Genomic DNA, 11,022 nt, shown 5'->3' on the forward strand with positions numbered 1-11,022 from the left:
GGATGACGGTCAAGGTGGATCCCGGCGTTCGCCGGGATGACGGTGAGGGGCGGCGTTCGCAGGGACGACGAAACCTCAGCGGTACGACGAAACCTCAGGAAGGGTTCGCCGGTGCGTCCCCGTTCGATTCCGCCGGAACGGCATGGCGCGCGATGAAGTCGCGCACCTGTGGATACACCTGCGTGCGCCAGCGACGGCCGCTGAAGATGCCGTAATGGCCAGCGCCCTTGACCGTCAGGTGCTCGCGATCGGCTTCCGATACACCGGTGCACAGCGTGTGCGCGGCGCGGGTCTGGCCCTGGCCGGAGATGTCGTCGAGTTCGCCCTCGATGGTCAGCAGGGCAGTACCGTGGATGCGCGAAGGGTCGACGCGCTCGCCGCGCACGTCCCACAGGCCACGCGGCAACAGGTGCTCCTGGAACACGATGCGCACCGTCTGCAGGTAGTACTCGGCCGGCATGTCGAGCACGGCGTTGTACTCGTCGTAGAAGCGGCGATGGGCGGCGGCGTCGTCTAGGTCGCCCTTGACCAGATCCTGGTAGAAGTCCCAGTGCGAGGTGAAATGGCGCTCTGGGTTCATCGCCACGAATCCGACGTGCTGCAGGAAGCCCGGGTAGACGCGGCGACCATGCCCCGGGTAGTTCGCCGGCACAGGGTGGATCAGGTTGTTCTCGAACCACGCCAGCGGCTTGTCGGTGGCTAGGTCGTTGACCTTGGTCGGGTTCAGGCGGGTATCGATCGGGCCGCCCATCATCACCAGCGAACGCGGTGTGTCCTCGCCGCGCGCGGCCATCAGCGACACCGCGGCCAGCACCGGCACCGTCGGCTGGCAGACGCTGATCACATGCAGCGTCTTCGCGCCGATATGGCGGATGAACTCCTCGATGTAGGCGACGTAGTCGTCCAGCGAGAACTCGCCATCCGCGGTCGGCACCATGCGCGCATCGACCCAATCGGTGATGTAGACCTTGTGGTCGCGCAGCAGCGTGCGCACAGTGTCGCGCAGCAGCGTGGCGTGGTGGCCCGACAGCGGCGCGACGACCAGCACCGGCGGGTCGTCCTTGAGGTCGCGCAGGTTGCCGGCGTCGTCGGCGTAGCGCTTGAAGCGCAGCAGCCGGCAGAACGGCTTGCGCAGCATCTCGCGCTCGACGACCGGGTAGGCGACGCCGTCGATGTCGACCGAGTGGATGCCGAACTCGGGCTTCTCGTAATCCTTGCCGATCCGGTACATCAGTTCGTAGCCGGCGGCGGCCTGCGCCGCGCCCGGCAACGACGACAACCACCCGCCGTTGGCGCCGAAGATCTTGGCGCTGGCTTCGGCCCAGTAGGTCATCGGGGTCATCCAGGCGCGTCCAAGCTCGTGCATCTGATAGAGCATTTGTCGAATCCGGTCAGGTTGGCGGTTTGCTGCGTCGCAGCATAAGGGATCGGCAGGGCTTGAAACTGAATTGGGCTTTGGTAGGAGCGAGCTTGCTCGCGAAGGGTGCGTCGGGATGCTCCCAGACGCTGATCGCGAGCAAGCTCGCTCCTACCCAGGTCAGGCGGGACGTTCGAGGGCGACCAGGCGCTCGGCCAGCGCCGGTGCCAGCCACAGGTGCGAACCCAGCGCGGTCAGGCCCAACGCCTGGAAGCGCTGGCGATAGAAGCGCGCCGGTCGCTGCTTGAAGTCGTGGTTGTCGCCGTCGGTTTCGTCTTCGCGGGTGAAGGTTTCCAGGAAGGCGACGCCGCCGCACAGCTCGGCCAAGGCCGGCAGGCCGCGATCGAGTTCGCGCGTGTCCAGGTAATGCATCACGTCGCTGCAGACCAGCAGGTCGACCGGCGGGCACGGGCGCAGGTGCTGGAAGTCGCCGAAGCGGGCGTAGTGCAGGTTGCGGCGGGCGCCGTAGCGGGTGATCGCATAGTCGCTGCTGTCGAAACCCAGGTACTGCAGTTTCGGTCGCAGCTTCAGCAGCGGTGCGCGCCAGGCGCCTTCGCCGCAACCGATGTCGAGCACGCTGCGGATGGGCCGTTCCAGGTGGTACTCGGCGGTGGCGACGGCCAGTGCGACCTTGCGCGCCAGTCGCGCACCGCTGCCGACGGCGTGGTCCTTGCTGGCGCCCTTGCGGTACCAGCGGTCGAAGTAGGTCTGGTCGTACTGCTTGCTCATCGGATCGATCGATTGCGGCTGGCGCGGGACGGGGCATCGTAATCCATCAACCCGTCATCCCCGCGAAGGCGAAGGTTACCCGTCATTCCCGCGAAGGCGGGAACCCAGTGTCGTGGCTGTGGGTTGCAACGCACACGCGCAATGACCGCAAACAGCAGAGTCACTGGGTCCCCGCCTTCGCGGGGATGACGGGGAAGGCGGTAGCGCATCGTTGCGCGTCGTCAGGGGCATGGACAGGTATGCCATCCTATTGCCCGCATTTCGGAGCAGAACCCATGGCCTATCTCTGGACCAAGACCGCGCACCTCGTATTCGTGATGGCCTGGATGGGCGGCGTGTTCTATCTGCCGCGGATCCTGGTCAACCTCGCCGAAGCCGGCGACGACGCGGCGGTGCGCGCGCGCCTAGTGCTGATGGGCAAGCGCCTCTACCGCTTCGGCCACATCATGTTCGGCCTCGCCTTCGTGTTCGGCCTGACGCTGTGGCTGCACTTCAAGGTCAGCGGTGGCTGGCTGCACGCCAAGCTCGCGCTGGTTGCGGTGATGCTGGCGTACTTCATCGTCAGCGGGCGCTGGCTCAAGGGCGTGGAAGCCGGCAAGGCGCTGCCCTCGTCAAAGGCGCTGCGCTGGTTCAACGAGCTGCCGGTGCTGCTGCTGGTGGCGATCGTCTATCTGGTGATCGCCAAGCCGTTCTGACTCGCGTATCGGTAGGAGCGAGCTTGCTCGCGATCAGGCGCATCAGCGGCGATCAGGCTGATCGCGAGCAAGCTCGCTCCTACGATTGTCGGTCGGCTGGTCTCAGCGGAACTTCGCCGGGTCCGGCAGCGTCACCGGCACGCCGTTGCCGTCGCAGTCGCCGGCCTTGCACAGCCCGTCGCGCAGTTTCGGCATCGCCTGCAGCATGAAGTGGAAGATCGCGTTCTGCTCGACGCTGCCGCGCACCGCCTCGCTGCCCGGGCCGCGCGCCCAGATGCCGACGTCATCGCCGCCGTGCGATTCGGCGCTCATCGGCATCAGCGCTTCCTGCAGGTAGTCCGGGTCCTGGGTGTCGACGTTGCGCAGGTCCGGACGGCCGCGCTCGGGGGTCTGCACGCCGCTGACCGTGTGCTGGAACTTCTTCGGACCTTCGCCCTGCTGCGCGCTCGCGCCGACATAGCCCGGGCCGTTGCTGTAGCTGAGCGTGGTGTAGGGCAGGCCGAGTGAGTCGATGGCGTAGTCGCCGTTCTCGCCTTCCTCGCCGCTGGCGCCGCGGACCTTGCCCAGGATCGGATTGCCGCGCACCGGATAGCCGACGAAGCTCAGCGTGTGCGAATGGTCGGCCGTGACCAGGATCAGCGTGTCGTCGACCGACGTCGCCTCGGCAGCCGCCTGCACCGCTTCGCTCAGGGCGATGGTGTCGGTGAGCGCGCGATAGGCATTGCCGTAATGGTTGGCGTGGTCGATGCGGCCGCCTTCGACCAGCAGCACGTAGCCGTTGCTGTTGCGCTGCAGGCGCGCGATCGCGGCGCGGGTCATTTCCGCCAGCGTCGGCTCGCCGGCGCCGTCCTGCGGGCGGTCGTGCGAGAACTGCATGTGGTCGGGTTCGAACAAACCCAGCAGCGGGCCCTGCGTCGGCGCGGCGGCGAACTGCCGTGCATTCCAGACATAGGTGCCGTCGGGATGGCGCTGCTTCCATTGCGCGACCAGGTCGCGGCCGTCGAGGCGCTGGCCGACCTTGTCGTCGTATTCCGGGTCGGTCTGCTGTGCGGTCATGAACTCGCCGCGGCCGCCGCCCATCAGCACGTCCGGGCCGTTGCCGTAGGGCGTTTCGATCAGCTGCCGGGCGATGTCGATGCAGCCGGCGGCCTTCGCCTCGTCGGGCATGTCGACGTCGTTTTCCCAGTTGCGTTCGGCCGAGTGAGTGAACGTCGCGCCGGGCGTGGCGTGGGTGACGCGGGTGGTGGTGACCACGCCGGTGCCCAGGCCCTGGCTTGCGGCCAGTTCCCACAACGTCAGGATCGGTGCCTGCAAGGCCTGCGCGCAGTTCCGGCGCGCTGCCTGCTGGCCGATGCTGAGCACGCCGGCACGCGTTTTCACGCCGGTGGCCATGGCGCTCATGGTGCCGGCCGAGTCGGGCGTCTGCGAGTCGGTGTTGTAGGTCTTGCTCAGTGCCGTGGCGGGGAAGCGCTCCCAGCTCAGCCGGTTCTCCTCGCCCGATCCGCCCTTGCGCTGGCCGTCGAGGATGCGCGCGGCGGCGACGGTGGTCAGGCTCATGCCGTCACCGACGAACAGGATCACGTTCTTCGCCTTGCCCGACATTGCGCCACGCTGTGCGGCCTGCGCCGCGCCGTCGCGGAACCACCAGGCGGGCGTTTCCCCTTGCGGGTGCTTGATGACCGGCACTTCAACCGACAAAGAGGCCGCCGACAAGGAAGCCGCCGACACGGCCGAGGCCGCGGACGGGGTGCGGACGCCCTGGCTGGCGCAGGCGCTGGCAAGCACGGTGATGGCGAGGGTGAGGCAGACGTGAGACAGGCTGGCGTGCGGCAGTCGGGACATCGGTCAGGGGTGTCGGCAGGCAAACCGCGATTATGCAGGGCGTTATTGCAGTGCTGGGACACCGGTGTTGCATTCACGGGGTCGCAGGCCAGTTCGGGCTGGGATATCGTGCAAATCCGACAGGTAACGCAAAGCGACGGTTCCGATGAAGGTGGTTTCGGCCTGGCTCCGCATCCCGTTCTGGCAGCGCGTGCTGGCCGGATTCGTACTGGGTGCGCTCGCCGGCTGGCTGTTCGGCCATTCCGCCGAAACCTGGTTCGGACCGCTCGGCACGATCTACGTCAACGGCATCAAGATGATCGCCGTGCCGCTGGTGTTCTTCGCGGTGATGAATGCCATCAGCAGCCTGCACGGGCAGAAGTCGGTGGCGGCGCTGGGTGGGCGCACGTTCGTCTGGTTCGCGATCACCGCGGCACTGGCGGTCGGTGTCGGACTGTCGGTCGGCTGGGTGTTGCAACCCGGTCACGGCCTGGCCGGGCTGACGGTGGCGCCGGACTACACCGTGCGCGAGGTGCCGTCGGCGACGCAGGTGCTGCTCGATGTCATCCCGACCAATCCGTTCAAGGCCCTGAGCGACGGCAAGATCCTGCAGGTGATCGTGTTCGCCGGCCTGGTCGGCTTCGCCCTGGTCAAGCTCGGCGAGCGCACCGCGACGTTGCGCAAGCTGGCCGCCGAGGCCAGCGACACGATGGTGCAGGTCACCCGCTTCGTGCTGGAACTGACCCCGCTGGGCACGTTCGGCCTGATCGCTTCGCTGGTCGGCGCCTACGGTTTCGAGAAGCTGCTGCCGCTGGGCACGTTCGTGTTCGCGCTGTACCTGGCGTGCGCGCTGCACATCGTCTTCGTCTACGGCAGCCTGTTGCTGGTGCACGGGCTCAATCCGCTGAAGTTCTTCCGCGGCGCGGCGCCGGGCATGCAGGTGGCATTCGTCGCCTCGTCGAGCTTCGCCGCGATGCCGGCGGCGATCCGCTCGGTGACGCACAACCTGGGCGTCGACAAGGACTACGCCGCGTTCGCCGTGCCGCTGGGCGCGAGCATCAAGATGGACGGCTGCGGGGCGATCTACCCGGCGCTGACGTCGTTGTTCGTGGCGCAGTATTTCGGCCTGCACCTGGAACCGGGCCAGTACTTCACCATCCTCATCGCCTCGGTGCTGGGCAGCTTCGGCACCGCAGGCGTGCCGGGCACCGCGATCGTCATGGTGACGCTGGTGCTGTCCGCGGCCGGCCTGCCGCTGGAAGGCATCGGCTACCTGGTCGCGATCGACCGCGTGCTCGACATGATGCGCACCATGACCAACGTCACCGGACAGATGCTGGTGCCGGTGCTGGTGGCCAAGGAGACCGGCATGCTGGACCGCGAGGTCTATGAGGCCGCTTCGAGCAATCTGGGCATCGCCGAGGGCGAGCGGGCCGAGATCGGGCGGATCTGAGGTCGTCGGTGCCGGCAGGGCGCTAGGGAAGCTCTGAAAAAGTGGCCCAGCTCAACACCCTGTTCGCCTTGGCCAACCTGCATGGCGTCAACGATTGTTGAGTTCTGCAGGGGAGGCGCTCCCAGCGGTTCAATTGCGCGTGCAGGCCGCGCTTCGACTGGCATTGACGCCACTGTTGCGTCAGAGACGCCCTTCGCGCCAGATCAGCCCCGTGAGGATTCCTTCAAGGCTGGACTTGAACTTACCCACCCGCGCATTTCATTCACATCATTTCGCGGTCCGCGAACGGAAAGCCCCGCGCTGGGCGGGGCTCGGGTGACAAGTCTGCGGCGATAGGAAATCTAACCCTCCGTGCGCCATGTCGATGGCGCATCAGGCACCAATCAAGCTCTCCGCCGGTATGCCGAGATTGCGGTGAAGATTGCGGATCATCGTGATGGACAGGTCGCGGCGGCCGCTTAAAACCTCATAAACACGGTTGGTCGCCCCAATCGACGGCACCAGGTCGCTCACCGTGAGGCCAGCTTGCTCCATGCGGAAACGGATCGCCGCGATGGGGTCCGGCGCCGCGATGGGGAAACGTCGCTGCTCGTACGCCTCGACGAGCGTCGCGAGCACCTCCAGGCGCGCGCCCTCATCGCTCTCCACTTCGGGATCGAGGTCGACGAGGCGCGACACCTCAGCCAGCGCGTGGCGGTAGTCCTTCTCGCTGCGGATGGGGTTGATGTTCATGCGTGCTCCACGGTGGCTGCATCCACCTTGTCGTACTCGGCGTGCGTGCCAATGAATTTGATGTAGATGACGCCGACCCGGTAGGCCACGGCAACGATCAGCCGGTAATCGTTGCCCTTGATGTTGAACACCACGCGGTTATGGGCAACGAAGCTGGCGCTGGTGTAGCGGTCCCGGATGTCCTGCGGCGTGGCCCACTGAGCGACCTTCGCTTCGTCGTACCACGCCTTTAGGGGCTGCTCGGTGTCTGCATGGGTTTCCCAGAAGGTGCGGAGGGTGCCGAGGGCGATAACTTTCACGGGATAAACTATAGTCCCATTTTGGGACTGATGCAACACCCTACCCGACATCCCGCTCGCTAGAGCACGCGCACGCTGCCGCGACCATCCTTCTGCTCGAACACGAAACGGTAGGTCAGGCTGACCGCCTCGGGGATCGCCTGGTATCCGCCGCAGCTGGCAATCGTGTTCTCCTTGGTCTTTGCATCGGGGAACACGCAGCGCAGCGCCGGATCGAATCGCCAGCCAGAGACAGCCTTGGCTGCTGCGCCGAAGAAGGCGGCATCCACCAGGTCCTCGCCGGGGCATTCGGGCATCTTCACCAGCGGCGCCGACGAGGAGACGGCGCCGTCGCGGTCGACGCTGACCCGCATGCACACGATCTGCGCGGGCAGGCGCCGCGCCAGCAGAGCGTCCGGGTAGGCCGGGGTGGCGTTGGCGCTGTCGTCGAGTGGCATCAGGAACGATTCGTTGTCGGCCAGCTGCATGCGAGTCGTCGGGGCGATGACGGCGCTGATGTCGCGCATGCCGACCTGGCCGGAAGGTGATGCGTCTTCAACGATGGTCGCGGTTCCGGTAGCGCATCCGGCCACCAGCAGCGCAACCGTCACGGTCAATGCTCGTGTCTTCATGTTGCTCATCCCTATACCCGCGAGTATGACCACGACAGCATGCGACCGTCGCGATATGGCATGACGCCATGGAACGAGCGCGCATCGTCGTCGAACACCAGTGGCAGGAAGTTGCGATCGCCTTCCCACATCGGCAGTTCGTGCAACCGGTCCAGCGGCACCCATTCCAACGTGCCTTCCGGGTTGCTCGCGTGCGGCGTACCGCTGAAGCGGGTGATGACGAACACGAAACCCAGCCAGTCCTCGCCGTGCTTGCCGAAGCCGGGCCAGCTGATCGTGCCGCGCAACTTCAGTTCCTCGCAGTCGATGCCGGCTTCTTCGTGGATCTCGCGGCGCATGCCGGCGACGACATCCTCATGCGACTCGAGCTTGCCTCCCAGGCCGTTGTACTTGCCCAGCTGGTGGTCGTCCGGGCGCGCATTGCGATGGACCATCAGCACGTGGCGGCCGTCGGGCGAGAGGACGTAGCCCAGGGTGGCCACGATCGGCGTGTACGGCATCAGTGTTTCGCCTCTTCGGCCTTGAGCTGGTCATCGAGCCGGGTCGCGGCGCGATCGGCGTATTCGCGGCAACTGACCGGTTGCGGATGCGGCGACGCGGCGTCGCCGGGCGTCCAGCCACTGGCGTCGGGATGGGGCGTGATCAACACGTCGCAGGGCAGGGCGCGCACGACGTCGAAGCTATGACGGTAGTCGTCGAGGATGTGCGGGTAGCGCGGATTGCCAGCCAACCGGTAACCCGGCGCCGACAGGCTGTCGACGTAGGCGATGCGCAGCGGCTTGCGGTTGCGTGTGTCGTCCCAGGTCCAGCTCATGCTGCCCGGCGTGTGTCCCGGGGTGAAATGCACGACGAAGCGCATGCCGCCCAGTTCAACCGCCTCGCCGTCGAGCACCAGGCGGTTGGCGTGCAGTGGAGGGAAAACCATATCGTCGCCGAAATGCAGGTCGGCGCTGCCACCGCGGGCGAGCATGGCGGCCGATTCTGCGTTGCTGACTACTCGCGCTCCGGTCGCGCGCTGGATCGCCGCGAGCGGACCGGCATGGTCGATATGGGCGTGGCTGTGCAGGATGTACTTGAGGTCGGACGGCGCGACGCCCAGCTCGAGCATGCGGGCAAGGATCGTGTCGGCAGCCTGCGGCATGCCGCCGTCGATCAGTACGGCGCCGGCATCGGTCTTCACCAGCAATGCGCTCAGGCCGGCCGTGCCGACGTACCAGGTGCGGTCGCCAATGCGGAACGGTGGCACCGGTTGCCTCCATTCCTCATGGGCTTCATAGGCCTTCAGTTGCGGCAGGGCCGGTTCTGCTTTCTGCGCCGGCGCGGCGGCGGCCGACGAGGCGATTGCGATCAGCAGCAGGGAGGCGACAGCGGAAACGCGCAACATTGGCATTGGCGACGGCTCAGATGGGGGGCGCACAGTTTCGGCGATTTTGACGCGGCCGATATGTGCCGGTGTTCACCCGTTGTGTCTGGATGTCGCCTACACCTTCGGCAGCGTGCTGCGCCGATATACCAATCGCACCGCCAGCAATGCCACCGGGATCGGCAGCACCAGGCCACACACCGACAGCCAGCCCGGGTGCGGGATCCTGAGGATCATGCCGAGCACGCCCGACATCACCACCAGCGCGACCAGCAGCGCGGCGGCGGTCTGGTGACGGGCGATCTTCGCCGCGGCCAGGGCGCCGGTGAAGGTGCCCAGCAGCCAGGCCAGCAGCACCATGAGCTTGGCACCGAGCGGCATCTGCGCGACGAAGGCGGCGAAGTCCGCCTCGTTGGCCGGATCGGTGATGTCCAGGCCCGGCGGTGGCGGCCAGGCCGAGTGACCCAGCATTTGCACCAGCATGATCACCGCCACGGCGACCACCACGCCGACCAGCATGCCCAGGATCGTCCGCCCCATGGTGTTGTCCTCGATTGCCTGGTCGCGAGGATCGCCCGCGCGCGGCCATGCCGCAAGCTCACGCGTGCCGCGCATAATCGATCCTCCGCCGTCCGACGCGTACCACGGAGCCAGGAATGCCTGCTGCTGTTCCACGACTGCTCGCCTTTGCCGGAAGCCTGCGCCAGGGGTCCTACAACCGGCGCCTGATCCATGTGTTGGCCGAGGGGGCGCGCGCCGCCGGGGCCGAGGTCACCCTGATCGAGCTGCGCGATTATTCGCTGCCGGTCTACGACGGCGACATCGAAGCGGCGGGCATGCCCGAGGCGGTGCGCCAGTTGCAGGCGTTGATGGCGCGCCACGACGGGCTGCTGATCAGCACGCCGGAGTACAACGGTTCGATGCCGGCGCTGGTCAAGAACACGCTCGACTGGATCTCGCGGCCGACCGGTGCCGGTAGTTCCGGTGTGGCGTTGTTCCAGGACAAGGTCGCCGGGATCGTGTCGGCTTCGCCCGGTCCGCTCGGTGGTCTGCGTTCTCTGCTGGTGTTACGCGACGCGCTTGCCAAGCTCGGGCTGCTGGTGGTGCCGCAGCAGGTCGCGGTCGGACAGGCCGCCGACAAGCTGCCCGACTACGGCATCCTCAACGACGATCGACTCAGGAACGGTGTGCATGGTGTCGCCAATGCCGTGGTGCGCCACGTGCGGGCCACTCTCACCGAAACCACAAGCGGAGCCCAGCCATGAGCGGAAGACAGCGTGAACTGAACCTGCGTTTCCTCGCCGAGCCGTCCGACGTCAATTACGGGGGCAAGGTCCACGGTGGCGTGGTGATGAAGTGGATCGACCAGGCCGGGTATGCGGCGGCGGTCGGCTGGGCCGGGACCTACAGTGTGACGGTGGCCGTCGGCGGTATCCGCTTCGTCGCGCCGATCCGCATTTCCGACATGGTCACGGTGCACACCAAGCTGGTGCACACGGGCACGACCAGCATGCATTTCGCGGTCGACGTGAAGGCGCGCGATCCGATGGAGGGGCCGGAAGACGACCGGTTGTGCACGCACTGCGTGATCGTCTTCGTCGCTCTCGACGGTGCCGACGGCAAGCCGACGCCGGTGCCGCCATGGACGCCGGTCAACGACGTCGACCGACACCTGGGCGAGTACGCGCTCAAGGTGATGGAGCTGAGCAAGGGCATCGAGGCGACGATGAACGAGCTGAGCCTGGCGGCGCAGGAAGTCTGAGCCTTCGTGCGCTCGGTGTCCGGGCGCTCAGGTGTCCGGGCGTTTGGCGCTGAGGTGTCGGAGGGGCGCCGTCCGCCGGGCTGGGGATTGCTCCGCCCCTTAGTCGGACATCCTGTCCGAATGCGGGGCGCGGGACATCC

At 66.7% G+C, this 11,022-nt stretch carries 13 protein-coding genes; 4 read left to right on the forward strand and 9 right to left on the reverse strand.

What is annotated here, in order from left to right; translation table 11 throughout:
- Positions 1-94: 94 nt before the first annotated feature.
- Both AC3A3X_RS16070 and AC3A3X_RS16075 read right to left on the reverse strand, forming a co-directional pair.
- Positions 95-1,378 carry a polyhydroxyalkanoate depolymerase gene (locus tag AC3A3X_RS16070; RefSeq protein ID WP_487584025.1) on the reverse strand — a complete coding sequence of 428 codons (1,284 nt, stop codon included), beginning with the start codon at positions 1,376-1,378 and terminating at the stop codon, positions 95-97.
- Between the two features lie 159 nt (positions 1,379-1,537).
- Complete coding sequence (locus AC3A3X_RS16075; RefSeq protein WP_487584026.1) at positions 1,538-2,146, reverse strand: class I SAM-dependent DNA methyltransferase; 609 nt, start codon at positions 2,144-2,146, stop codon at positions 1,538-1,540.
- 275 nt (positions 2,147-2,421) lie between these two features.
- Here AC3A3X_RS16075 and AC3A3X_RS16080 point away from each other — a divergent pair, with 275 nt between their 5' ends.
- The gene (locus tag AC3A3X_RS16080) at positions 2,422-2,841 is read left to right on the forward strand and encodes a CopD family protein (protein WP_487584027.1); all 420 of its coding nucleotides are present in this window, start codon (positions 2,422-2,424) and stop codon (positions 2,839-2,841) included.
- Between the two features lie 102 nt (positions 2,842-2,943).
- Here the strand turns inward: AC3A3X_RS16080 and AC3A3X_RS16085 are convergent, their stop codons facing one another.
- Positions 2,944-4,683 carry an alkaline phosphatase gene (locus tag AC3A3X_RS16085; protein ID WP_487584028.1) on the reverse strand — a complete coding sequence of 580 codons (1,740 nt, stop codon included), beginning with the start codon at positions 4,681-4,683 and terminating at the stop codon, positions 2,944-2,946.
- 145 nt (positions 4,684-4,828) lie between these two features.
- On the opposite strand from AC3A3X_RS16085, the gene AC3A3X_RS16090 reads away from it, so the two are divergent.
- Positions 4,829-6,115, forward strand: a complete 1,287-nt coding sequence (locus tag AC3A3X_RS16090; protein WP_487584029.1) for a dicarboxylate/amino acid:cation symporter — start codon at positions 4,829-4,831, stop codon at positions 6,113-6,115.
- A 372-nt stretch (positions 6,116-6,487) separates the two neighbouring features.
- Here AC3A3X_RS16090 and AC3A3X_RS16095 read toward each other — a convergent pair whose 3' ends face one another.
- The 6 genes from AC3A3X_RS16095 to AC3A3X_RS16120 form a co-directional block, all read right to left on the reverse strand.
- Positions 6,488-6,847, reverse strand: coding sequence for a helix-turn-helix domain-containing protein (locus AC3A3X_RS16095; protein ID WP_487584030.1), 360 nt, complete (start codon positions 6,845-6,847; stop codon positions 6,488-6,490).
- Positions 6,844-7,146, reverse strand: coding sequence for a type II toxin-antitoxin system HigB family toxin (locus AC3A3X_RS16100; RefSeq protein WP_487584031.1), 303 nt, complete (start codon positions 7,144-7,146; stop codon positions 6,844-6,846). The genes AC3A3X_RS16095 and AC3A3X_RS16100 overlap by 4 nt, the downstream gene beginning before the upstream one ends.
- A gap of 59 nt (positions 7,147-7,205) precedes the next feature.
- Positions 7,206-7,757, reverse strand: coding sequence for a hypothetical protein (locus AC3A3X_RS16105; protein ID WP_487584032.1), 552 nt, complete (start codon positions 7,755-7,757; stop codon positions 7,206-7,208).
- An 11-nt stretch (positions 7,758-7,768) separates the two neighbouring features.
- Positions 7,769-8,257, reverse strand: coding sequence for an NUDIX hydrolase (locus AC3A3X_RS16110; protein WP_487584033.1), 489 nt, complete (start codon positions 8,255-8,257; stop codon positions 7,769-7,771).
- The gene (gene bla, locus AC3A3X_RS16115) at positions 8,257-9,141 is read right to left on the reverse strand and encodes a subclass B3 metallo-beta-lactamase (RefSeq protein ID WP_487584034.1); all 885 of its coding nucleotides are present in this window, start codon (positions 9,139-9,141) and stop codon (positions 8,257-8,259) included. Before bla ends, AC3A3X_RS16110 begins: the two co-directional genes overlap by 1 nt.
- 96 nt (positions 9,142-9,237) lie before the next feature.
- Positions 9,238-9,735 (reverse strand): hypothetical protein, encoded by a 498-nt coding sequence (locus AC3A3X_RS16120; RefSeq protein ID WP_487584035.1) that lies wholly within the window; start codon positions 9,733-9,735, stop codon positions 9,238-9,240.
- A 41-nt stretch (positions 9,736-9,776) separates the two neighbouring features.
- Here AC3A3X_RS16120 and AC3A3X_RS16125 point away from each other — a divergent pair, with 41 nt between their 5' ends.
- On the forward strand, positions 9,777-10,385 hold the full coding sequence (locus AC3A3X_RS16125; RefSeq protein ID WP_487584036.1) for an NADPH-dependent FMN reductase: 609 nt from the start codon (positions 9,777-9,779) through the stop codon (positions 10,383-10,385).
- On the forward strand, positions 10,382-10,882 hold the full coding sequence (locus AC3A3X_RS16130; RefSeq protein WP_487584037.1) for an acyl-CoA thioesterase: 501 nt from the start codon (positions 10,382-10,384) through the stop codon (positions 10,880-10,882). Before AC3A3X_RS16125 ends, AC3A3X_RS16130 begins: the two co-directional genes overlap by 4 nt.
- The last annotated feature ends 140 nt before the right edge of the window (positions 10,883-11,022 follow it).

The sequence above is a fragment of the Lysobacter sp. Soil_N_23 genome (assembly GCF_057656135.1).

Excerpts from the sequence above, each read along its gene's own strand:
- AC3A3X_RS16125 (WP_487584036.1), top strand. The coding sequence starts at position 9,777 with ATGCCTGCTGCTGTTCCACGACTGCTCGCCTTTGCCGGAAGCCTGCGC.
- AC3A3X_RS16095 (WP_487584030.1), bottom strand. The coding sequence starts at position 6,847 with ATGAACATCAACCCCATCCGCAGCGAGAAGGACTACCGCCACGCGCTG.
- AC3A3X_RS16085 (WP_487584028.1), bottom strand. The coding sequence starts at position 4,683 with ATGTCCCGACTGCCGCACGCCAGCCTGTCTCACGTCTGCCTCACCCTC.
- bla (WP_487584034.1), bottom strand. The coding sequence starts at position 9,141 with ATGTTGCGCGTTTCCGCTGTCGCCTCCCTGCTGCTGATCGCAATCGCC.
- AC3A3X_RS16120 (WP_487584035.1), bottom strand. The coding sequence starts at position 9,735 with ATGCGCGGCACGCGTGAGCTTGCGGCATGGCCGCGCGCGGGCGATCCT.
- AC3A3X_RS16080 (WP_487584027.1), top strand. The coding sequence starts at position 2,422 with ATGGCCTATCTCTGGACCAAGACCGCGCACCTCGTATTCGTGATGGCC.
- AC3A3X_RS16110 (WP_487584033.1), bottom strand. The coding sequence starts at position 8,257 with ATGCCGTACACGCCGATCGTGGCCACCCTGGGCTACGTCCTCTCGCCC.
- AC3A3X_RS16075 (WP_487584026.1), bottom strand. The coding sequence starts at position 2,146 with ATGAGCAAGCAGTACGACCAGACCTACTTCGACCGCTGGTACCGCAAG.
- AC3A3X_RS16130 (WP_487584037.1), top strand. The coding sequence starts at position 10,382 with ATGAGCGGAAGACAGCGTGAACTGAACCTGCGTTTCCTCGCCGAGCCG.
- AC3A3X_RS16070 (WP_487584025.1), bottom strand. The coding sequence starts at position 1,378 with ATGCTCTATCAGATGCACGAGCTTGGACGCGCCTGGATGACCCCGATG.
- AC3A3X_RS16105 (WP_487584032.1), bottom strand. The coding sequence starts at position 7,757 with ATGAAGACACGAGCATTGACCGTGACGGTTGCGCTGCTGGTGGCCGGA.
- AC3A3X_RS16090 (WP_487584029.1), top strand. The coding sequence starts at position 4,829 with ATGAAGGTGGTTTCGGCCTGGCTCCGCATCCCGTTCTGGCAGCGCGTG.